This is a genomic window from Streptomyces sp. NBC_01317 (assembly GCF_035961655.1).
In the GTDB taxonomy this organism is placed as follows: Bacteria; Actinomycetota; Actinomycetes; order Streptomycetales; family Streptomycetaceae; genus Streptomyces.
Map to the genome: position 1 here is coordinate 6,664,798 of NZ_CP108393.1, position 21,072 is coordinate 6,685,869.

A 21,072-nucleotide genomic window follows, 5' to 3' on the forward strand; every position below is an offset into this window, starting at 1 on the left:
GTGCAGCTCTCCGACGTCCCGGACCTCGCGCACACCAGGCCCCGGCCGATGCACTGGCTCGCCACGGCGACCGCGATGGCCGGTGTCGTGGCGGTCGCCGGACTCCTCCAGCCCGGACCCGCGACGGCCTCCCAGGACAGCTCCGCCCCCCGGGCCACCGGCGCCTCCCTGCCCGCCCCCGACCCGGCCGGCGTGACCTTCCCGCTGGAGTGCGCGGGGGCCGGCACCGTCGTCACGGAAAAGGCCTCCGGCGACCTCGACGGGGACGGCAGCCCCGAGACCGTCGCCGCCGTCCGCTGCGTGGCGGGATCCGGCACCCCGCCCAGCGGCCTCTACGTCCTCACCAGGGCCGGGAAGGACACCACCCGGTCACGGATCGTGGCCACCCTCCTGGACCCCAAGGAGAAGCAGAGCCTCAGCCCCGGCCTCGCCGTCCGCGACGGCGCCGTCACGGCGACCCTGCTGGGCTACTCGGGCCCCGACGTACCCCGCTGCTGCCCGGACGAGAAACAACAGATCACCTGGCAGTGGAAGAACGGCGCCTTCGTACGGGGCACAGGCCCGGGATCGCAGAGCATATGACCCGCGACTCCCGGTGATCGCTCACCCTGTGTGACCGCTCGCTGGAACGCGTCACTCCGCGTCGGGGCCGTACACCTCTACCCTGTCCGAAACACGCCGTACGTGAATGCAGTCGCCCGGGCACTCCTTCGCGGAGTCCACGACGTCACGCAACAGCGTCAGCGGTACCGGAGTCGTCGCTCCCGGTGACTGGAGCAGCTCGTCCCCCGCACTCTTCACATACGCCAGCCCGTCGATGTCGAGCTCGAAGACCTCCGGGGCGTACTGGACACAGATCCCGTCCCCGGTGCAGAGGTCCTGGTCGATCCAGACCTCCAGAGGCTCGCGGACCTCGGTGACGCCTTCGGCGGTGGCCTCCTGCTGCACGATCATCTCTCCTGCCGTTTCCTGCGCCGGGTGGTGCAATATGGAGTAAGTCGCGCCAGCCCTGACGGGTGTTGAACACTCCGACGATACAACCGGCTGCTTTCCGATGGCGCCGGGTGGGTATTGCACTGGCGTGAGGGAGCGTGAGGGAGAGCGCAAGAGTGAAGATCGGACACACCCGGCAGTCTTTGTGATCTAGGGGTTTCAATCACCACCCACGCAGGTAGGGTCAGGAAGCGTCCAGCTCCCCTTGGAGGAGGTGAGGACCGTGGCAGCCCACGACGACGACATCAACCGCGGTAACCGGCCGGGGCGGGGGTCAGAAGACCCAGCCGGCCAGGTTGCCTATCTCGAGCAGGAAATCGCCGTCCTGCGACGAAAGCTCGCCGACTCTCCGCGGCACACGAGGATTCTCGAAGAGCGGATCGTCGAGTTGCAGACGAACCTGGCGGGTGTGTCCGCGCAGAACGAGCGGCTCGCCAATACGCTCCGTGAGGCCCGCGACCAGATCGTGGCCCTCAAGGAAGAGGTCGACCGGCTCGCACAGCCGCCGGCCGGCTTCGGTGTTTTTCTACAGGCGAACGAGGACGGAACGGCCGACATCTTCACCGGGGGCCGCAAGCTCCGGGTGAACGTCAGCCCCAGCGTCGAGCTCGAAGAACTCAGACGCGGCCAGGAACTCATGCTCAACGAGGCCCTCAACGTGGTCGAGGCCATGGCCTACGAGAGCGCCGGGGACATCGTCACCCTCAAGGAGATCCTGGAGGACGGCGAGCGCGCCCTGGTGGTCGGCCACACCGACGAGGAACGGGTGGTACGGCTCGCCGAGCCGCTGCTCGACATCAACATCCGCCCCGGCGACGCCCTGCTCCTCGAACCCCGCTCCGGGTACGTCTACGAAGTCATCCCCAAGAGCGAGGTCGAGGAACTCGTCCTCGAAGAGGTCCCCGACGTCGACTACGACAAGATCGGCGGCCTCGGCGGCCAGATCGAAATGATCCGCGACGCCGTCGAGCTCCCGTACCTCCACCCGGACCTCTTCAAGGAACACGAGCTGCGGCCGCCGAAGGGCATCCTGCTCTACGGCCCGCCCGGCTGCGGAAAGACCCTCATCGCCAAGGCAGTCGCCAACTCCCTTGCCAAGAAGGTCGCCGAAGTCACCGGCAGGCCCGCCGGGAAGAGCTACTTCCTCAACATCAAGGGCCCCGAACTCCTCAACAAATACGTCGGCGAGACCGAGCGGCACATCCGCCTGGTCTTCCAGCGCGCCCGTGAGAAGGCCAGCGAGGGCACCCCCGTCATCGTCTTCTTCGACGAGATGGAATCCCTCTTCCGCACCCGCGGATCCGGCGTCAGCTCGGACGTGGAGAACACCATCGTCCCCCAGCTGCTCGCCGAGATCGACGGAGTGGAAGGCCTGGAGAACGTCATCGTCATCGGCGCCTCCAACCGGGAAGACATGATCGACCCCGCGATCCTGCGGCCCGGACGCCTCGATGTGAAGATCAAGATCGAGCGCCCGGACGCGGAGGCCGCGAAGGACATCTTCGCCAAGTACCTCAAGTCCTCGCTGCCCCTCCACGCGGACGATCTCTCCGAGCACCACAATTCCCGCGACGACGCGGTACACGGCATGATCCAGACCGTGGTCGAACGGATGTACACCGAGTCCGAGGAGAACCGCTTCCTCGAAGTCACGTACGCCAACGGAGACAAGGAAGTCCTCTATTTCAAGGACTTCAACTCCGGCGCCATGATCCAGAACATCGTCGACCGGTCGAAGAAGATGGCCATCAAGGACTTCCTCGACCACAACCAGAAGGGCCTCCGCGTCTCCCACCTCCTCCAGGCCTGCGTGGACGAGTTCAAGGAGAACGAGGACCTGCCCAACACCACCAACCCCGACGACTGGGCCAGGATCTCCGGAAAGAAGGGCGAGCGGATCGTATTCATCCGCACCCTCGTCACCGGAAAACAGGGCGCGGACACCGGACGCTCCATCGACACGGTCGCGAACACCGGTCAATACCTGTAGAAGCGCGGACCGGCTGCGGATGTCCGCGAGGGCATCCGCAGCCGGTTGCTTTCCGCCACCTGTTCCGACCGCACCATCCACCACACCAGGCCAATGACGGAAATGATCTCCCCACCAGCGCTCAGGCGTTCTAGGCTCAGTGATACCGCCGAGTCGCGCAGTGCGGGGACGGGCACCGCACGCGCACCGGAGCACCAGCGGTACTTGAGCGCCGCTCCCGGACGGGAGCGACGCCGGGCAAGGAGGGCCGCATGACCGTACGGCGAGTAATGGGCATCGAGACGGAATACGGCATTTCCGTCCCGGGCCACCCGAACGCCAATGCCATGCTCACCTCGTCCCAGATCGTCAACGCCTACGCGGCGGCGATGCACCGGGCGCGCCGCGCCCGCTGGGACTTCGAGGAGGAGAACCCGCTGCGGGACGCACGGGGCTTCGACCTCGCACGGGAGACGGCCGACTCCAGCCAGCTCACCGACGAGGACATCGGCCTGGCGAACGTGATCCTCACCAACGGAGCACGGCTCTACGTCGACCACGCCCACCCCGAATACAGCTCCCCGGAGATCACCAACCCCCGCGACGCCGTCCTCTGGGACAAGGCCGGCGAACGCATCATGGCCGAGGCCGCCGAACGGGCAGCGCAGCTCCCCGGCGCCCAGCCCATCCACCTCTACAAGAACAACACCGACAACAAGGGCGCGTCCTACGGAACGCACGAGAACTACCTGATGAAGCGGGAGACCCCCTTCTCGGACATCGTGCGCCACCTGACGCCCTTCTTCGTCTCCCGGCAGGTCGTCACCGGCGCCGGCCGGGTCGGCATCGGCCAGGACGGCCACGAACACGGCTTCCAGATCAGCCAGCGCGCCGACTACTTCGAGGTCGAGGTCGGGCTGGAGACCACACTCAAGCGGCCCATCATCAACACCCGCGACGAACCGCACTCGGACGCCGAGAAGTACCGCAGGCTCCACGTGATCATCGGCGACGCGAACCTCTCGGAGATCTCCACCTACCTCAAGCTCGGCACGACCTCGCTCGTCCTCTCGATGATCGAGGACGGCTTCATCAACGTCGACCTGGCCGTCGACCAGCCGGTCCGCACACTGCACCAGGTCTCGCACGACCCGACCCTGGCCCGGCTGATCACGCTGCGCAGCGGCCGGACACTCACCGCCGTACAGCTCCAGATGGAGTACTTCGAGCTGGCCAGGAAGTACACCGAGGAGCGGTACGGCGCCGACGCCGACGAGCAGACCAAGGACATCCTGGTCCGCTGGGAGGACACGCTCAACCGGCTGGAGAACGACCCGATGAGCCTGTCGGGGGAACTCGACTGGATCACCAAGCGCGAGATCCTGGAGGGCTACCGCCGCCGGGACAACCTGGACTGGGACGCGGCGCGGCTGCACCTCGTGGACCTCCAGTACGCGGACGTACGCCCCGAGAAGGGCCTCTACAACCGCCTGGTCGCCCGCGGCAAGATGTCCAGGCTCCTGGACGACCAGGACGTCGAACGCGCCAGGACCAAGCCTCCCGAGGACACCAGGGCCTACTTCCGCGGGCGCTGCCTGGAGCAGTACGCGGACGACGTGGCGGCCGCCTCGTGGGATTCGGTCATCTTCGACCTCCCGGGCCGTGACTCACTGCAACGGGTGCCGACGCTGGAACCGCTGCGCGGTACACGCAACCACGTCAAGGAGCTCCTGGACCGCTGCCGTACGGCGGAAGAGCTGGTCCGAGTGCTGTCCGGCGGCTGAAAAGGCCCCCGGAAGGGAATCATGCGGGTGGCCCCCGGACGTTGTAGCAACTGCGGGGCCGATGTCGGACCCGGCTTGTAGGGTCTGATCAAGAAGTCACATCGAGCGGGGCGAACCGAGCGGGGTGTGAGGGATATGGCGACCAAGGACACAGGCGGCGGACAGCAGAAGGCGACGCGTTCCACGGAGGAGGTCGAGGAGCAGTCCCAGGACGCGGCCACGACCGAGGACCTCAAGGAGCGCCAGGAAAAGCTGTCGGACGACGTGGACTCCGTTCTTGACGAAATTGACGATGTACTCGAGGAAAATGCCGAGGACTTCGTGCGGAGTTTCGTGCAAAAGGGTGGAGAGTGAGCATTGTCTGATTTGCCGGAATTCAAGCGGTGCTCACGTTGTCGGCGGACGTTGCCGCTTGAATCTTTCGCGGCAAACAGGAGCACACGCGATGGTCTCCAGGTGCGGTGTCGGCAGTGCGTAGCGGAATATAGCGCTCAGTACTACCGGCGCCGCCGGGCGGCCGAAGGCAAGACCGTGCGGGAACATGTCGACGTTCCCGAGGGTCACAAGCTGTGCAGGGTCTGCGGGGAAGTGAAGCCGCACGAGGAATGGCATCGCAACTCCAGTGCCTCGGACGGCCTGTCCACGCGGTGCAAGGCGTGCCGTGCCATCCAGGGCCGTGCTGGTCACCTGAAACGGCAATACGGCATCACCGAGGCCCAGCGCGACGAGATGATCTCCTCCCAGATGGGGATCTGCACGATCTGCCTAGCTGCTCCGGCAGTTCATGTGGATCACTGTCACGAGACGGGTAGGGTCCGTGGCGTACTGTGCTTCAACTGCAATTCGGCCATCGGTAAGTTGGGAGACGATCCCGACACCTTGCGTCGCGCCATCGCTTATCTGGAGGGAAACGCGTGGAAGCCAACACTCGTAGCACCGGGCGTCTACCAGCTGCCTTCCTGACGCCCGGGTCGTCCTCGTTCATGGATTTCCTGTCGGCGCAGTCGCCGGACATGCTGCCGGGCAAGCGGTCGCTGCCGCCTCTCCAGGGTGCGATCGAGGCGCCGCACGGCACGACGATCGTCGCGGTGACGTTCCCCGGTGGTGTGGTGCTGGCCGGTGACCGGCGGGCGACCATGGGGAACATGATCGCCCAGCGCGACATCGAGAAGGTCTTCCCGGCCGACGAGTACTCGGCCGTGGGCATCGCGGGCACGGCGGGTCTGGCCGTGGAGATGGTGAAGCTCTTCCAGCTGGAGCTGGAGCACTTCGAGAAGGTCGAGGGGGCCACGCTCTCCCTGGAGGGCAAGGCCAACCGGCTCTCCACGATGATCCGCAGCAATCTGGCGATGGCCATGCAGGGCCTGGCCGTCGTCCCGCTCTTCGCCGGCTACGACGTGGACCGCGGCAAGGGCCGCATCTTCTCGTACGACGTGACGGGCGGCCGCTCCGAGGAGACGGGTTACGCGTCCACCGGGTCCGGTTCCATCTTCGCCCGGGGCGCGATGAAGAAGCTCTACCACGACGAGCTGACGGAGCAGCAGGCCACGATGCTGGTGATCCAGGCGCTGTACGACGCGGCGGACGACGACTCGGCGACGGGCGGCCCGGATGTGGCCCGCCGGATCTATCCGATCGTCACGGTGATCACGGAGGACGGTTTCCGGCGGTTGAACGACACGGATTCCGCCGAGATCGCCCGCTCGATCCTGGAGCGGCGCCTGCAACAGCCCGACGGTCCGCGCGCCGCGCTGCTCTGACCGCCACCCCTCTTCTGAACACCATGCCACTGACAGAAAGGGACGGATAGCCGGTGTCGACGCCGTTCTATGTCTCACCCCAGCAGGCGATGGCCGACCGGGCGGAATACGCCAGGAAGGGCATCGCCCGCGGTCGCAGTCTGGTTGTGCTCCAGTACGCCGACGGCATCGTCTTCGTCGGCGAGAACCCGTCCCGGGCGCTGCACAAGTTCAGCGAGATCTACGACCGGATCGGCTTCGCGGCCGCCGGCAAGTACAACGAGTACGAGAATCTGCGGATCGGTGGTGTGCGCTACGCGGATCTGCGCGGATACACCTACGACCGCGACGATGTGACGGCCCGTGGCCTCGCCAACGTGTACGCGCAGACGCTGGGCACGATCTTCTCCAGTGCCGGTGAGAAGCCGTACGAGGTGGAGCTGGTGGTGGCCGAGGTGGGGTCCACGCCGGACGGTGACCAGATCTACCGGCTGCCGCACGACGGCTCGATCGTGGACGAGCACGGCTCGGTCGCGGTGGGCGGGAACGCGGAGCAGATCAGTACGTTCCTGGATCAGCAGCACCGTGAGGGCATGTCGCTCGCGGAGGCGTTGAAGCTGGCGGTGCAGGCGCTGTCGCGGGACACCAACGGTGGTGAGCGGGAGATTCCGGCCGAGCGGCTGGAGGTGGCGGTCCTGGACCGTGAGCGTCCGCAGGCGCGGAAGTTCAAGCGGGTGGTGGGGCGTCAGCTGGCGCGTCTCCTGGAGGCGGACGGTGCGGCGTCGACCCCGACGGACGCGCCGTCGGACACGGAGGACGCGGAGCCCGGCTCCGGTTCGGGTTCGGGTGGGACGTCGGCGGACTCCGACGACAAGTAGGTGAGGTAGCGCGCGGGGCGTTGTGGGCCCCGTACGTACCGGACGGTTTTACACGCCGGGCAGGCCGAGCAGCGGCCTGCCCGGCGTTGTGTTGTCCGGTGCGGGTGCGGTGGAGCCTCGTACGACCAGGGACACGGGGAGGTCGCCCGGCTCGGGCCGGCGGCCTTCGAGGACGGCCAGGAGCGCCGTCATGCCGCGCTCGCCCACCTGTTCGGCGGGCAGTCGGACGGTGGTGAGTTCCGGTTCGACGGCGGTGGCGAGGGCGAGGTCGTCGAACCCGGTGACGGACACGTCGTGGGGGACGCGCAGGCCGAGGTGGCGTACGGCTTTGCAGGCGCCGGCGGCGAAGATGTCGCCGTCGCAGACGACGGCGGTGGGCCGGGGGCCGGGGGCGGTGAGGGCGCGCAGGGTGGCTTCTTTGGCGGCGCCGATGTCGAAGGGCGCGGTCACGGTGGTGACGCCGGCGTCGGGGACGTCCCGTACGGCGTCGGCGAGGGCGTGGGCCCGTACGCCGAAGGTCCACGAGTCGACGGCGGAGGCGAGGTGGACGAGGCGGCGGTGGCCGAGGCCGAGGAGGTGGTCGGTGACCTGCCGGAAGCCGTCGGCGATGTCGAGGTTGACCTGTGCGGCGGCCCCGGGGGCGGCCGGGTCGCTGTCGAGCATGACGAGGGGGAGTCCGGCGTCGCGGATCGCGGCGAGGGCGTCGGTGGCCATGGAGGAGGCGATGACGCCGTCGAGTGCGGTGCGGGCGGAGCCGAAGGGGTCCCTGGCGGGTCCGATGCCGGCGGGTGAGGGGTAGATGACGACGCCGAAGCCGTGTTCGGCGGCGACGGCGGCGGCGCCGGTGTAGACGCGGGCGAAGAATTCGTTGGTGAGGGCGGGGACGACGAGCAGGGCGGTCCTGGTGCGGCCGAGGCGCAGGCTGCGGGCGGCGAGGTTGGGTGTGTAGCCGAGGGTCCGCGCGGTCTCGCGCACCTGGGCGGCGGTGGGTTCGGAGACCCTGCCGCGCCATTTGTCGCCGAGGACGAGCGACACCGTGGCCTGGGAGACGCCGGCGGCGCGGGCCACGTCCCGGCTGGTGGGCCTCGGGGGTTGTGCTGTCATGGCTGCCGATCTCGGTGGTGTGGACCTGCGGACTGCGCTCATGGTACGTATGACGTCCGCACGTTATACGTAAAACTCGGCACGCCGGAAGGGATCCGGCCACGCCGGGCACGAGGGGACGGGACATGGCCGCGGGGTACGGAGACATACTCAAGGCGCCGCACGCGGCGCGACTGCTCACGGGCACGCTGGTGGGGCGGCTGCCGAACGCCACGGCCCCCATCGCCATCGTGCTTCTGGTCCGCGCGGCGGGCGGGAGTTACAGCCTGGCCGGCGGGCTCGCGGCGGTGTACGGCATCGCCAACGCGGTCGGCCAGCCGCTGCTGGGCCGGGCGGTGGACCTCTACGGCCAGCCGCGCGTCCAGCTGCCCGCCGCCGTCGTCTCGGCGCTGGGCGCGGTCCTGCTGGTGACCGCCGGCATCGGGTCGCTGCCGGTCGCGTACGCGGCCGTGGTGGTCGCGGGTCTGGCCACGCCACCGCTGGAGGGCGGACTGCGGGCCCTGTGGCCCAGGGTCCTGGGCGCCGAGGACCGGGTGCACCGGGCGTACGCCGTGGACGCGGTGGCGCAGGAGGTGATGTTCACGGTCGGCCCGCTGCTGGTGACGCTGCTGGTCTCGCTCTGGTCGCCGGGCGCGGCCCTGCTGGTCCTGAACGCGGTCGGGGTGCTCGGCGCGCTGTCGGTGGTGCTGTCGGAGCCGTCGCGTGCCTGGCGCTCGGCGCCCCGGGAGGCGCACTGGCTGGGCGCGCTGCGCTCGCCGGGGCTGCTGGCGCTGCTGGGCGCGTTCCTGTTCGTGGGCATCGCGCTGGGTTCGATCACGGTCGCGGGGGTGGCGTACGCGGACGACCACGGCCGGGAGGCGGTGTACACGTGGCTGATGGCGGCGCTGGGCCTGGGGGCGCTGGTGGGCGGCTCGGTGTACGGGGCGCGGGAGTGGTCGGGGACGCCCGAGCGGCGGCTGCGGGTGATCGTGGCGCTGCTGGCACTCGGCTATCTGCCGCTGATCCTCACCCCCGGTGTCCTGGCGATGACGGCGTTCGCCACCGTCGCCGGGGTGTTCCTCGCGCCGGCCATCGCGTGTGCCTTCCTGGTGGTGGACCGGCACGCTCCGCGGGGCACGGTCACGGAGGCGTTCTCATGGCTGGTGACGACCTTCGGGGTGGGCGCGTCCCTGGGAACGGCCGTCGCGGGACCGGTGGTGGAGCTGTCCGGGACGTCGGCGAGTTTCGCCGTGGCGGGGGCGGGCGGGACGGCCGCGCTGGTGGTCCTGCTGGCCACTCAGCGGGTCCTCTCGGCTCCCGCGCGTCCTTCGAATGCCGTACCCCTGATCGAAAATGATCGAAGCGGGGCGGCCGAACCCGGTTTGGGCTCAGGCCATCAGGCGTAATGTTCAGACATGGACCGCCGCATTTTCGGGCTGGAGAACGAGTACGGCGTCACGTGCACGTTCAGGGGACAGCGCCGACTGTCACCTGACGAAGTGGCGCGCTACCTCTTCCGCCGTGTTGTCTCATGGGGCCGCAGCAGCAATGTCTTTCTGCGGAACGGCGCCCGCCTCTACCTCGATGTCGGTTCGCATCCGGAATACGCCACTCCCGAATGCGACAACGTGACCGAGCTGGTCACCCACGACAAGGCCGGCGAGCGCATTCTCGAAGGCCTGCTCGTCGACGCCGAACGCCGCCTGCACGAGGAGGGAATCGCGGGCGACGTCTATCTCTTCAAGAACAACACCGACTCGGCGGGAAACTCGTACGGGTGCCACGAGAACTATCTCGTCGCCCGGCACGGAGAGTTCTCCCGGCTCGCGGACATCCTCATTCCCTTCCTCGTCACCCGCCAGCTCCTCTGCGGCGCCGGCAAGGTGCTCCAGACGCCGCGCGGGGCGGTCTACTGCGTCAGTCAGCGTGCCGAGCACATCTGGGAGGGGGTCAGCTCCGCGACGACCCGCTCCCGGCCGATCATCAACACCCGTGACGAGCCGCACGCCGACGCGGAGCGCTACCGCCGTCTGCATGTGATCGTCGGCGACTCGAACATGTCCGAGACGACCATGCTGCTCAAGGTCGGGGCCACCGACCTGGTGCTGCGCATGATCGAGGCGGGCACGGTGATGCGCGACCTGACCCTGGAGAACCCGATCCGGGCGATCCGAGAGGTCAGCCACGACATCACGGGCCAGCGCAAGGTGCGCCTGGCGAGCGGCCGGGAGGCCTCCGCCATCGAGGTCCAGCGGGAGTACTACGAGAAGGCCGTGGACTTCGTGGACCGCCGGGGCATCCGCACCGGTGTGGTCGCGCAGGTCCTGGAGCTGTGGGGCCGGACGCTGGACGCGATCGAGGCGGAGGACCTCGACCGTATCGGCACGGAGATCGACTGGGTCATGAAGTACAAGCTGATCGAGCGCTACCGCGCCAAGCACAACATGACCATGTCCAATCCGCGGGTCGCGCAGATAGACCTCGCCTACCACGACATCCACCGTCGCCGGGGTCTCTACTACCTCCTGGAGAAGCGCGGGCAGGCCGCCAGGATCTGCAACGACATGAAGATCTTCGAGGGCAAGTCCGTGCCCCCGCAGACCACCAGGGCCCGGTTGCGCGGCGACTTCATCCGCCGGGCGCAGGAGCAGCGGCGGGACTTCACCGTCGACTGGGTCCATCTCAAGCTCAACGACCAGGCGCAGCGCACGGTGCTGTGCAAGGACCCCTTCCGGTCGGTGGACGACCGGGTGGAGAAGCTCATCGCGGGGATGTGATCCCCGCCCGTACGGGTGTCCTCCGGGGCACTCGTCACGGGTGCGGCGGCGCGCCAGGACCTCCGTGGTCCTGGCGTGCCGCTGTGTCGGGCGTGCCGGATGAGGTTGATAGCAAAGGCACAAGCCGTAGAGTGGCGGGGTTGCCCTCACCCCCCTAGCCCGAGTTGGACTCATGAACCACACGAAGAACAAGCGCCGTCTCGCTGTGGCACTGGCCGTGCCCGCCCTGCTGCTGTCCGCCGTGGCGTGCGGTTCGGACGACAAGAGCGGTGGTGGCGGTGACGACGAGGGCGGGTCGAAGCCCGTGGTCAAGGTGGAGGGGGCGTTCGGGGCCCAGCCGAAGATCACGACCCCGAAGGACGCCAAGCCCTCGGACAAGCTGATCGCCACGACGGTCATCCAGGGCAAGGGCGCGAAGGTCACGAAGGACAACTTCGTCCGCCTGGACTTCGAGGGCCAGACGATGAAGGACGGCCAGAGCCTCGGCGGCAGCTGGTCCGCGCAGGCGCAGGCCCAGACGAAGGGGCCGCGGCCCCAGCTGGTGTCGCAGCTGAACGAGCTGGGCATCCAGCAGAGCAGCCAGCGGATCCCCGCCAAGGTCCTGGAGGCGGTCATCGGCCAGAAGACGGGCAGCCGCGTCGAGGTGGAGGGTACGGCGCAGGCGCTCATCGGCGCCGGCCTCAACCCGGAGTCGGGCATCAAGGCGACCGACGGCCTGGTGTGGGTCGTGGACGTGGTGAACGCCGCGTCGGTGGACGCGAAGGCCGAGGCCAAGGGCACGCAGGCCGCGCCGGAGGCGGGTCTTCCCACGGTGAAGGCCCCGTCCCAGAAGGCCGCGGAGATCACCATCCCCAAGGGCGAGAAGGCCCCCAAGGAGCTGGAGCAGCAGGTCCTGATCAAGGGCACGGGCCCGGAGGTCAAGGCGGGCGAGGGCCTGATCGGGCAGTACACCGGGGTGAAGTGGGAGGACGGCAAGAAGTTCGACTCGTCCTGGGACCACGGTGGTGCGATCGGCTTCCAGATCGGTACGGGCTCGGTGGTGGCGGGCTGGGACAAGGGCCTCACTGGCAAGCACGTCGGCGACCGGGTCGAGCTGGTGATCCCGCCGAAGGACGGCTACGGCGCCGTCGACGGCAACGAGCTCCAGAAGAACACGCTTGTCTTCGTGGTCGACATCATCGGCAAGGTCTGACGGCGATCTGCGAGACTGGCACGGTTTGAGACTGCGTTCCTAGGAGTAATCACGTGAGCATCGAGAAGCCCGAGGTCGACTTCCCGGGCGGCGAGCCGCCGGCCGAGCTGGACATCAAGGAGATCTGGGAAGGTGACGGGGAGGTCGCCAAGGCGGGTGACACCGTCTCCGTCCACTACGTGGGCGTGGCCTTCTCCACGGGCGAGGAGTTCGACTCGTCCTGGAACCGCGGTACGCCGCTGAAGTTCCAGCTCGGTGTCGGACAGGTCATCCAGGGCTGGGACCAGGGTGTGCAGGGCATGAGGGTCGGCGGCCGCCGCCAGCTGATCATCCCGGCGGACCTGGCGTACGGCGACCGTGGCGCGCCCGGGGCCATCGCCCCCGGCGAGACGCTGATCTTCGTCTGCGATCTGGTCGCTGTCTGATCACATCCGGACACCCCGAGGGCCCGTGCCGACCGGCGTGGGCCCTCGGGCGTGTCCCGGACACGCCCGAGCTTTGCCGCACCACCCCGTGGCGGTACGGTCAACGGGCGGGCAGCGTGTGATCCCGCACGACCGAAGGGGAGCAGAGCGTCGATGGCCATTGCCAAGGCCGAGCGGTTGATGAATCTGGCGCTGTGTCTGCTGGGCACCCGCCGCCCCCTCAGCAAGCGTGAACTGCGCGGCTCCATCGAGGCGTATCTGGAAGCCGGCACCGACGACTCCTTCAACCGGATGTTCGAGCGCGACAAGGACGATCTGCGCGAGCTGGGCCTGGTCATCGAGACGGTCGAGAACCTCGACGGGGACACCGGCTATCTGGCCCGGCGGGACAGCAACCGGCTGCCGGCGATCACGCTGGACGCCGAGGAGGCCGCGGCGCTGGGCCTGGCGGCCAAGGTCTGGCAACAGGCGCGGCTGGCCGGCGCGGCCAGCGGGGCGCTCCAGAAGCTGCGGGCCGCCGGGATGCCGGAGGCGGAGGACTCGTACGAGGCGCACCACAGTGCCCTGGAACCGCGCATCCCCGTCCACGAGGCGGCCTTCGAGCCGCTGATGCTGGCCTGCCGTGACCGGCGGCCCGTCGTCTTCGACTACCGCAAGGGCAACGCGGCGACCGCCGGCACACGCCAGGTCGAGCCGTGGACGCTGGAGTGCTGGCGCGGGCACTGGTACCTGGCCGGCTGGGACCGTGACCGGGGCGCCGAGCGCGTCTTCCGGCTCTCGCGGATCACCGGCCGGGTCCGCTCCCGGTCGGGGACGTTCAGCGCGCCGGTGCCGGACGTCGTCACCGTACGGGAGACCGTGGAGAGCTGGGCGGGGGAGACGGCGACCCGGTCGGCGCTGATCCGGCTGCGGGCGGGCGCGGGCTACCCGCTGCGGTCGCGGGCGCTGTCGTCGCGGGAGCTGGGCGACGGCTGGGACGAGCTGGAGATCCCGTACGGTCACGGTCTCGACGCCTGGCTGGTGGAGTTCGGCCCCGACGTGGCCGTGGTGGAGCCCCCGGACCTGCGGGCCGACGTGGTGGAGCGGCTGCGCGCCGTGGCCAAGGGCTAGCAAGGGCTGGGGCGGCAGGCCCTGGGACGCGCCCCGGGGCGGGGGCGGGGGGCTTCGGCTCCGGTGGGCCCGGCAAGATCCGATCGACATGGCCTGAGGGGAACGCGTACACCATGGCAGCCAACGCCATCGACCAGACCCGGCGGATGCTCTCGCTGGTGACCTACCTGCGGGAGCGTCCCGGCGCGCACGTCAGCGATGTCGCCCGCGCCTTCGGCATCACCGAGGACGAGCTGATCTCCGACCTCGACGTGCTGCCGATGTGCGGGACGAGCTTCCGCGGCGGCGATCTGCTGGACATCGACACCGACGGCGACCGGATCTGGTGGCACAACCCGGACGACGTGGCGGAGCCGCTGCGCCTCGCGGCGGACGAGGCGACGGCGTTGCTGGTCGCGGCCCGCGCGGTCGCCACGCTCCCGGGGCTGCGGGAGGGCGACCGGCAGGCGCTGCTGCGGGCCACCGCCAAGCTGGAGACCGCGGCGGGGGAGGTGGCGGGGGCCAGTTCCCGGCTGTCCGTCACGTTCGAGTCGGAGGGCGGGGTGTTCGCCGAGGTCGACCGGGCGATCTCCGAGCGGCGCCGGCTGTGGCTGCGCTACTACTCCCCGGCGCGCGACGAGTTGACGGAGCGTGAGGTCGATCCGATCCGGCTGTTCGCGGTCGGGCACACGTACATGGAGGCGTGGTGCCGGCTCTCGGAGGCCCGGCGTACGTTCCGCCTCGACCGGGTCGCCGAGATCAAGCTGCTGGACGCCCCGGCGGCGCCTCCGGAGCTGGAACTGCGTGATCTGTCGGCGGGGCTGGTGCAGCCGTCGGCGGACGATCCCGAGGTGGTGGTCGAGGTCGGGCCCGGCGGCCGGTGGGTGGCGGAGTACTACCCGCACGACAGTGCCGAGGAGTTGCCCGACGGCGGGCTGCGCATCACCCTGCGGACCCCTGCGCCCGCGTCGCTGAGGCGTCTCGCGCTGCGGCTGGGCGGGGACGGCCGGATCGTCTCGCCGCCGGAGCTGGCGGACAGCGCGCGGTCGGCGGCGCGCGAGGCGCTGGCGGCTTATGAGGACGACGCGTAGACCCGTGAAGGCCGGCGGAGTCGGTGAAGGCCGGAGTCGGTGAAGGTCGGAGTTGGTCGAGTTGGCGAGAGAATGAAAGATGTCGGCAATGTCTGAGATGTCCGAACTCTCCATGGTGGGCCCGGTCCTTTTCAAGGCGGCCTGCCCGGAGTGCCGTGCCAGCTTCGAACTCTCCGCGGGCGCGCTGCGCCTGGCGATAGGGGCGAGCCGGCGCACCACGTTCTACTCGTTCGTGTGCCCCGAGTGCGACGCGGCGGTGCGCAAGCCCGCGGGGGAGCGGATAGTCGAACTGCTCACGCGCGGCGGGGTGCGCACGCTCCGGCTGGCGGCCGCCGTGCCCGCCGCCCCGGCCGTACCCGCCGGGCCTGCCCCGACGAGCTAGGCTCTGGGGCATGTTCTGGCCCATGCTCGCCATCGCCCTGGGTTTCTGCGGGATCGCCGTGCTCGGCGTTCTGGCGATCCGTGTCTTCCTCGAAGTGCGGCGCCTGGGCCGTCAGGTCGCGATCACGACGGACCGGATCAACCGCGCGGCGGAGGACCTGGAACGCGCCGCGACCCGCCTCGCGGCGACCGGCGACGCGTTGCGCTGAGGCAGGTGGTGGTGACCGACCCCTCCTGCTTCACAGGACCGGACGGTACGCTCTGACCGTGGCCCCGACGAGGCATGGGCCCCCACGGGGAGTATGCGCGGGCATTGCCCCGCGTTTACCCACTCGGGTTACGATCGCTGACAGCACCATGACGTGACCTCGGTCCGGTGGTAAGGGCAGCACCCTCCCAGCCGCCTCAGTGAGAAGGAAGTCGCACATGATCGGCAATCTGAAGCCGCTCGAGATCGTTCTGATCATCGTTGTCATCCTGTTGCTGTTCGGTGCCAAGAAGCTTCCCGACATGGCGCGTTCGCTCGGCAAGTCCGCCCGCATCCTCAAGAGCGAGGCCAAGGCGATGAAGAAGGACGACGACGTGCCGGTGCCGCCCGTGGCCGACACGGTGGTCGACCCGACCGCCCAGCAGCAGCCCGTCGCACGGACGATCCAAGCCGCTCCCGGTGATGTCACCAGCTCCCGTCCGGTCACCGAGCCGAACCGCACCACCCAGGGCTGAACCTCCCCACCGACGGCTGCTGTTACGAGACGAGGAACGTGGGTTGCTCAAGTCTGCCCGCAAGCAGGAGAAGGACGCCGAGGGGCGCATGCCCCTCAATGAGCACCTGCGTGAGCTGCGAAACCGCCTGCTGAAGGCGGTGTTGGCGATCATGGTCATCACCGTCGTCGCCGCGTTCTACTACAAGGACCTGATCGACTTCATGCTGAAGCCGATCCTCGACTCGGTCGGCTGTGTCGACGGCGCGCGCAGGCAGGTGAACGGCAGGCCGTGCGCGGACATGACCGTGAACGGTCTGATCGCGCCCTTCTCCATCGCGCTGAAGGTCTCGCTCGTAGCGGGTGTGGTGCTCTCCACCCCGGTCTGGCTCTACCAGCTCTGGGCCTTCCTGGCGCCCGGTCTGCACCGCCACGAGAAGCGGTACGCCCTCTCCTTCGTCGGAGCCGGGGTGCCCCTCTTCCTGGCCGGTGCCGTCCTCGCGTACAAGATCCTTCCCCAGACCGCGCAGATCCTGCTGGAGTTCACTCCGGACGACGCGCGCAACCTGCTGCCCGTCGACGAGTACCTCGATCTCGTCGTCCGGATGGTGATCGTCTTCGGGCTCGCCTTCGAGCTGCCCCTGCTGCTGGTCCTGCTCAACTTCACCGGGGTGCTGACCGCGAAGCGGCTCGCCTCCTGGTGGCGGATCATGATCGTGGGGATCACCCTCTTCGCGGCGTTCGCCACCCCGACCGGCGACCCGCTCACGATGCTGTCGCTGGCGGCGCCCATCGTGCTGCTGTACTTCATCGCGCTGGGCATCTGCCTGCTCAACGACCGGCGCAGGCGGCGCAACAACCCGGACGCGGGTCTGGACGACGACGAGGCGTCCGACCTCGATCTGACCCCCGAGTCGGTCGGCGGGATCGAGCCCGTCGGGTCCGTACCGATGCTGCCCGAGCAGTCCGACGGCGGCCGGAACCACCGGGTCAACGGATACGACGACGTGACGTGAGACCGGCCGTCACTCTCCACGGGCTCCACCGGCTCCACGGGCTCCACCGGCGGTCCGGACCGTGGGGGCGGCCGTGACCGGGGAGATCACCCTCCTCGTCAATCCCACCGCGGGACGCGGCCGGGGCGCGCACGCCGCGCGGCCGGCCGCTGCGGCGTTGCGGGACGCCGGCCTCTCCGTCACCACCGTCGCGGGCGTGGACTCCGCCGACGCCCTGCGGCGCGCGCGTGACGCCGTCGCCGGCGGGACCGGCGCGCTTGTCGCCGTCGGCGGCGACGGGATGGTCTCCCTCGCGCTCCAGGCCGTCGCCGGTACGGCCACCCCGCTCGGCGTGATCGCCGTCGGCACCGGCAACGATTTCGCCAGGACCCTCGGACTGCCCGTCCGCGACCCCGCCGCCGCGGGCCGTCTCGCCGCCGACGCCCTCAAGCGGGACGGCGGCTCCGCCGTGGACCTGGGGAGGGCCGGCGGGTCCGCCGGGGAAGGGGGACGGGGCGGAGGGGGACGGGCCGGCGGGACCTGGTTCGGCACGGTCCTGGCCACCGGCTTCGACTCCCGGGTCAACGACCGGGGCAACCGGATGCGGTGGCCGCGCGGCCGTGCCAAGTACGACCTCGCGATGCTCGCCGAACTGGCCGCCTTCCGGCCCGTGCCGTACCGCCTCACCCTGGACGACGGCGCCGAGCGGGAGATCGAGGCCACACTCGTCGCCGTCGGCAACGGCTCCTCGTACGGCGGCGGCATGCGCATCTGCGCCGGCGCGCGCACCGACGACGGGCTCTTCGACGTGACGGTCGTCGGAAGCTGTTCCCGTACGACCCTGCTCACCGTCTTCCCGCGTGTCTACCGGGGCACCCACCTCAGCCACCCCGCCGTCACCGTCCACCGCGCCGCCCGGGTGACGCTGGCCGCGCCCGGGCTCACGGGCTACGCGGACGGGGAACCGCTCGGCCCGCTGCCGCTCACCGCCGTCTGTGTCCCGGGCGCGGTACGGGTCCTGCGCGCGGAGAGGGCTTCGGAGGCGCTTTCCAAGGACGGATAAAGATCGGGCTGACTGTCAGAGGTGACGGGTAGGCTCGACAGCAAGATGACAGAGGACCTCTCCCCAGCCGAGCGGTACGCCGCTTCCCGGATCCGCGCCGCCGAGCAGGCCACGGCGCTCGCCCCCTTCCGTGAGATGTACGACTTCGGGCTGGACCCGTTCCAGATCGAGGCCTGCGAGGCACTGGAAGCCGGAAAGGGCGTGCTCGTCGCGGCGCCCACCGGGTCGGGCAAGACCATCGTCGGCGAGTTCGCCGTGCACCTGGCCCTGGCCGAGGGCCGCAAGTGTTTCTACACCACGCCGATCAAGGCGCTGTCCAACCAGAAGTACGCCGACCTGTGCAAGCGCTACGGCGCCGACAAGGTGGGCCTGCTGACCGGGGACAACAGTGTCAATTCGGACGCGCCGGTGGTCGTCATGACCACGGAAGTCCTGCGGAACATGCTGTACGCGGGCTCGCGGGCGCTGCTCGGCCTCGGCTATGTGGTGATGGACGAGGTGCACTACCTCTCCGACCGCTTCCGGGGTGCCGTCTGGGAAGAGGTGATCATCCACCTCCCCGAGTCGGTCACGCTGGTCTCGCTGTCGGCGACGGTGTCGAACGCGGAGGAGTTCGGCGACTGGCTGGACACCGTCCGCGGGGACACCCAGGTGATCGTCTCCGAGCACCGCCCCGTGCCGCTGTGGCAGCACGTGATGGCGGGCCGGCGGATGTACGACCTGTTCGAGGAGGAGAGCGACCACGGCGGCCGGGGCGTGGGCAAGCGGGAGACCAACCCCGACCTCGTCCGGCTGGCCCGGATGGAGAACCAGCGGACGTACAACCCGCGCGACCGCCGCCGCGGCAAGATGGTCCGCGAGGCGGACCGGGAGCGCGAGCGCAGACAGCGCAGCCGGATCTGGACCCCCTCGCGGCCCGAGGTCATCGAGCGGCTGGCGGCCGAGGGCCTGCTGCCCGCGATCACCTTCATCTTCAGCCGGGCCGCGTGCGAGGCCGCCGTACAGCAGTGCATGTTCGCCGGGCTGCGGCTCAACAACGACGAGCAGCGGCAGCAGGTCCGCGAGATCGTCGAGGAGCGCACGGCCTCCATCCCGGGCGAGGACCTCCACGTCCTCGGGTACTACGAATGGCTGGAGGGTCTGGAGCGGGGCATCGCCGCGCACCACGCGGGCATGCTGCCGACCTTCAAGGAGGTCGTGGAGGAGCTGTTCGTCAAGGGCCTGGTCAAGGCGGTCTTCGCCACCGAGACCCTGGCCCTGGGCATCAACATGCCCGCGCGGTCCGTGGTCCTGGAGAAGCTCGTCAAGTGGAACGGCGAGCAGCACGCGGACATCACCCCCGGCGAGTACACCCAGCTGACCGGCCGCGCCGGGCGGCGGGGCATCGACGTCGAGGGGCACGCCGTGGTGCTCTGGCAGCGCGGCATGGACCCGGGCGCGCTGGCCGGCCTGGCCGGGACCAGGACGTACCCGCTGCGCTCCAGCTTCCGTCCCTCGTACAACATGGCGGTCAACCTCACCCAGCAGTTCGGGCGGCACCGCTCGCGCGAGCTGCTGGAGACGTCCTTCGCGCAGTTCCAGGCCGACAGGTCGGTCGTCGGGATCTCCCGGCAGGTGCAGAAGAACGAGGAGGGTCTCGACGGCTACAAGGCGGGCATGACCTGCCACCTCGGGGATTTCGAGGAGTACGCGCGGCTGCGCCGCGACCTCAAGGACCGCGAGACGGACCTGGCCAAGCAGGGCGCGGCCCAGCGCAGGGCCGCCGCCGCGTCCTCGCTGGAGCGGCTCAAGCCCGGCGACGTCATCCACGTACCGACGGGGAAGTTCGCCGGCCTCGCGCTGGTGCTCGACCCCGGCGTGCCGGCGGGGCGGGCCAACGGCCACCGGGGGATGGAGTACCAGGACGGTCCCCGCCCGCTGGTCCTCACCGCCGAGCGGCAGGTCAAGCGGCTGGCGTCGATGGACTTCCCGGTGCCCGTGGAGGTGCTGGAGCGGATGCGGATCCCGAAGTCGTTCAACGCGCGCGCGCCGCAGTCCCGGCGTGACCTCGCGTCCGCGCTGCGCTCGAAGGCCGGCCACATCGTGCCCGAGCGGCATCGCAGGGAGCGGGCCGCCGCCGCGGACGACCGGGAGATCGCCCGGCTCCGCACGGAGCTGCGGGCCCACCCGTGCCACGGCTGCGACGAGCGGGAGGATCACGCGCGCTGGGCCGAGCGGTACCACCGGCTCCAGCGGGACACGCGTCAGCTGGAGAACCGGATCGAGGGGCGTACGAACACCATCGCCCGTACGTTCGACCGGATTGTGGCGCTCCTCACCGAGCTGGACTATCTGCGCGGCGACGACGTCACCCAGCACGGCAAGCGGCTGGCCCGGCTCTACGGTGAGCTGGACCTCCTGGCGAGCGAATGCCTGCGGGAAGGCGTCTGGGAGGGGCTGGGCCCGGCCGAGCTGGCGGCGTGTGTCTCGGCGCTGGTGTACGAGTCGCGGCAGGCGGACGACGCGGGGCCGCCCAAGGTCCCGGCGGGCAACGCGAAGGTGGCGCTCGGCGAGATGGTCCGTATCTGGGGCCGTCTCGACGCCCTGGAGGAGGACTTCAAGATCAACCAGGCGGAGGGGGTCGGACAGCGCGAGCCCGACCTCGGCTTCGCCTGGGCGGTCCACCGGTGGGCCTCCGGCAAGGGCCTGGACGAGGTGCTGCGGGACGCGGAGATGCCGGCGGGTGACTTCGTCCGCTGGTGCAAGCAGGTCATCGACGTGCTGGGGCAGGTCGCGGCGGCGGCGCCCCGGGAGAACAGCACGGTCGCGAAGAACGCGCGCAAGGCGGTGGACGCGGTGCTGCGCGGGGTGGTGGCGTACAGCTCGGTGGGGTGAGGGGCCGTCAACCCCCGGACCGGTACGAAGCGGTCCGG

Annotated in this window: 21 protein-coding genes; 19 read left to right on the forward strand and 2 right to left on the reverse strand. The window is 69.6% G+C overall.

The window, feature by feature from the left end; genetic code table 11:
• On the forward strand, window positions 1-582 hold the full coding sequence (locus OG349_RS29020) for a hypothetical protein (protein WP_327237394.1): 582 nt from the start codon (window positions 1-3) through the stop codon (window positions 580-582).
• 51 nt (window positions 583-633) lie between these two features.
• Here OG349_RS29020 and OG349_RS29025 read toward each other — a convergent pair whose 3' ends face one another.
• Window positions 634-954 carry a ferredoxin gene (locus OG349_RS29025; protein ID WP_161312511.1) on the reverse strand — a complete coding sequence of 107 codons (321 nt, stop codon included), beginning with the start codon at window positions 952-954 and terminating at the stop codon, window positions 634-636.
• Window positions 955-1,216: 262 nt separating this feature from the next.
• Here OG349_RS29025 and arc point away from each other — a divergent pair, with 262 nt between their 5' ends.
• From arc to prcA, 6 genes are all read left to right on the forward strand, one after another.
• On the forward strand, window positions 1,217-2,983 hold the full coding sequence (gene arc, locus OG349_RS29030; RefSeq protein WP_161312512.1) for a proteasome ATPase: 1,767 nt from the start codon (window positions 1,217-1,219) through the stop codon (window positions 2,981-2,983).
• Between the two features lie 251 nt (window positions 2,984-3,234).
• Window positions 3,235-4,746 carry a depupylase/deamidase Dop gene (gene dop / locus OG349_RS29035; RefSeq protein WP_327237395.1) on the forward strand — a complete coding sequence of 504 codons (1,512 nt, stop codon included), beginning with the start codon at window positions 3,235-3,237 and terminating at the stop codon, window positions 4,744-4,746.
• 135 nt (window positions 4,747-4,881) lie between these two features.
• Complete coding sequence (locus OG349_RS29040; protein ID WP_327237396.1) at window positions 4,882-5,100, forward strand: ubiquitin-like protein Pup; 219 nt, start codon at window positions 4,882-4,884, stop codon at window positions 5,098-5,100.
• A gap of 3 nt (window positions 5,101-5,103) precedes the next feature.
• Entirely contained in the window at window positions 5,104-5,709 is a 606-nt protein-coding gene (locus OG349_RS29045) for an endonuclease VII domain-containing protein (protein WP_327237397.1), read from the forward strand.
• Complete coding sequence (prcB, locus tag OG349_RS29050; protein ID WP_327237398.1) at window positions 5,661-6,506, forward strand: proteasome subunit beta; 846 nt, start codon at window positions 5,661-5,663, stop codon at window positions 6,504-6,506. Before OG349_RS29045 ends, prcB begins: the two co-directional genes overlap by 49 nt.
• 53 nt (window positions 6,507-6,559) lie before the next feature.
• Window positions 6,560-7,363, forward strand: a complete 804-nt coding sequence (gene prcA / locus OG349_RS29055) for a proteasome subunit alpha (RefSeq protein ID WP_327237399.1) — start codon at window positions 6,560-6,562, stop codon at window positions 7,361-7,363.
• 48 nt (window positions 7,364-7,411) lie between these two features.
• Here prcA and OG349_RS29060 read toward each other — a convergent pair whose 3' ends face one another.
• The gene (locus OG349_RS29060; protein WP_327237400.1) at window positions 7,412-8,467 is read right to left on the reverse strand and encodes a LacI family DNA-binding transcriptional regulator; all 1,056 of its coding nucleotides are present in this window, start codon (window positions 8,465-8,467) and stop codon (window positions 7,412-7,414) included.
• Window positions 8,468-8,592: 125 nt separating this feature from the next.
• On the opposite strand from OG349_RS29060, the gene OG349_RS29065 reads away from it, so the two are divergent.
• From OG349_RS29065 to OG349_RS29120, 12 genes are all read left to right on the forward strand, one after another.
• Entirely contained in the window at window positions 8,593-9,852 is a 1,260-nt protein-coding gene (locus tag OG349_RS29065; protein ID WP_327237401.1) for an MFS transporter, read from the forward strand.
• Window positions 9,853-9,861: 9 nt separating this feature from the next.
• On the forward strand, window positions 9,862-11,223 hold the full coding sequence (pafA, locus tag OG349_RS29070; RefSeq protein ID WP_161312519.1) for a Pup--protein ligase: 1,362 nt from the start codon (window positions 9,862-9,864) through the stop codon (window positions 11,221-11,223).
• Window positions 11,224-11,395: 172 nt separating this feature from the next.
• The gene (locus OG349_RS29075) at window positions 11,396-12,415 is read left to right on the forward strand and encodes an FKBP-type peptidyl-prolyl cis-trans isomerase (RefSeq protein WP_327237402.1); all 1,020 of its coding nucleotides are present in this window, start codon (window positions 11,396-11,398) and stop codon (window positions 12,413-12,415) included.
• Window positions 12,416-12,468: 53 nt separating this feature from the next.
• Entirely contained in the window at window positions 12,469-12,840 is a 372-nt protein-coding gene (locus OG349_RS29080; RefSeq protein ID WP_327237403.1) for an FKBP-type peptidyl-prolyl cis-trans isomerase, read from the forward strand.
• A 153-nt stretch (window positions 12,841-12,993) separates the two neighbouring features.
• Window positions 12,994-13,950 carry a helix-turn-helix transcriptional regulator gene (locus OG349_RS29085; RefSeq protein WP_327237404.1) on the forward strand — a complete coding sequence of 319 codons (957 nt, stop codon included), beginning with the start codon at window positions 12,994-12,996 and terminating at the stop codon, window positions 13,948-13,950.
• 113 nt (window positions 13,951-14,063) lie between these two features.
• Window positions 14,064-15,020 carry a helix-turn-helix transcriptional regulator gene (locus tag OG349_RS29090; protein WP_327237405.1) on the forward strand — a complete coding sequence of 319 codons (957 nt, stop codon included), beginning with the start codon at window positions 14,064-14,066 and terminating at the stop codon, window positions 15,018-15,020.
• A gap of 88 nt (window positions 15,021-15,108) precedes the next feature.
• On the forward strand, window positions 15,109-15,402 hold the full coding sequence (locus tag OG349_RS29095) for a hypothetical protein (RefSeq protein ID WP_442806331.1): 294 nt from the start codon (window positions 15,109-15,111) through the stop codon (window positions 15,400-15,402).
• Window positions 15,403-15,412: 10 nt separating this feature from the next.
• Window positions 15,413-15,610 (forward strand): hypothetical protein, encoded by a 198-nt coding sequence (locus tag OG349_RS29100; RefSeq protein WP_327237407.1) that lies wholly within the window; start codon window positions 15,413-15,415, stop codon window positions 15,608-15,610.
• A 217-nt stretch (window positions 15,611-15,827) separates the two neighbouring features.
• On the forward strand, window positions 15,828-16,124 hold the full coding sequence (gene tatA, locus OG349_RS29105; RefSeq protein ID WP_327237408.1) for a Sec-independent protein translocase subunit TatA: 297 nt from the start codon (window positions 15,828-15,830) through the stop codon (window positions 16,122-16,124).
• Between the two features lie 43 nt (window positions 16,125-16,167).
• Window positions 16,168-17,118 (forward strand): twin-arginine translocase subunit TatC, encoded by a 951-nt coding sequence (tatC, locus tag OG349_RS29110; protein WP_327237409.1) that lies wholly within the window; start codon window positions 16,168-16,170, stop codon window positions 17,116-17,118.
• 73 nt (window positions 17,119-17,191) lie between these two features.
• The gene (locus tag OG349_RS29115; protein ID WP_327237410.1) at window positions 17,192-18,160 is read left to right on the forward strand and encodes a diacylglycerol kinase; all 969 of its coding nucleotides are present in this window, start codon (window positions 17,192-17,194) and stop codon (window positions 18,158-18,160) included.
• 45 nt (window positions 18,161-18,205) lie between these two features.
• Window positions 18,206-21,034 carry a DEAD/DEAH box helicase gene (locus tag OG349_RS29120; RefSeq protein ID WP_327237411.1) on the forward strand — a complete coding sequence of 943 codons (2,829 nt, stop codon included), beginning with the start codon at window positions 18,206-18,208 and terminating at the stop codon, window positions 21,032-21,034.
• Window positions 21,035-21,072 lie beyond the last annotated feature (38 nt).

Bases quoted from the DNA above. Each gene is read 5' to 3' on its own strand.
- OG349_RS29025 (WP_161312511.1), bottom strand. From the start codon at position 954: ATGATCGTGCAGCAGGAGGCCACCGCCGAAGGCGTCACCGAGGTCCGC.
- dop (WP_327237395.1), top strand. From the start codon at position 3,235: ATGACCGTACGGCGAGTAATGGGCATCGAGACGGAATACGGCATTTCC.
- OG349_RS29040 (WP_327237396.1), top strand. From the start codon at position 4,882: ATGGCGACCAAGGACACAGGCGGCGGACAGCAGAAGGCGACGCGTTCC.
- OG349_RS29060 (WP_327237400.1), bottom strand. From the start codon at position 8,467: ATGACAGCACAACCCCCGAGGCCCACCAGCCGGGACGTGGCCCGCGCC.
- OG349_RS29065 (WP_327237401.1), top strand. From the start codon at position 8,593: ATGGCCGCGGGGTACGGAGACATACTCAAGGCGCCGCACGCGGCGCGA.
- pafA (WP_161312519.1), top strand. From the start codon at position 9,862: ATGGACCGCCGCATTTTCGGGCTGGAGAACGAGTACGGCGTCACGTGC.
- OG349_RS29075 (WP_327237402.1), top strand. From the start codon at position 11,396: ATGAACCACACGAAGAACAAGCGCCGTCTCGCTGTGGCACTGGCCGTG.
- OG349_RS29085 (WP_327237404.1), top strand. From the start codon at position 12,994: ATGGCCATTGCCAAGGCCGAGCGGTTGATGAATCTGGCGCTGTGTCTG.
- OG349_RS29090 (WP_327237405.1), top strand. From the start codon at position 14,064: ATGGCAGCCAACGCCATCGACCAGACCCGGCGGATGCTCTCGCTGGTG.
- OG349_RS29095 (WP_442806331.1), top strand. From the start codon at position 15,109: ATGTCTGAGATGTCCGAACTCTCCATGGTGGGCCCGGTCCTTTTCAAG.
- OG349_RS29100 (WP_327237407.1), top strand. From the start codon at position 15,413: ATGTTCTGGCCCATGCTCGCCATCGCCCTGGGTTTCTGCGGGATCGCC.
- tatA (WP_327237408.1), top strand. From the start codon at position 15,828: ATGATCGGCAATCTGAAGCCGCTCGAGATCGTTCTGATCATCGTTGTC.
- OG349_RS29120 (WP_327237411.1), top strand. From the start codon at position 18,206: ATGACAGAGGACCTCTCCCCAGCCGAGCGGTACGCCGCTTCCCGGATC.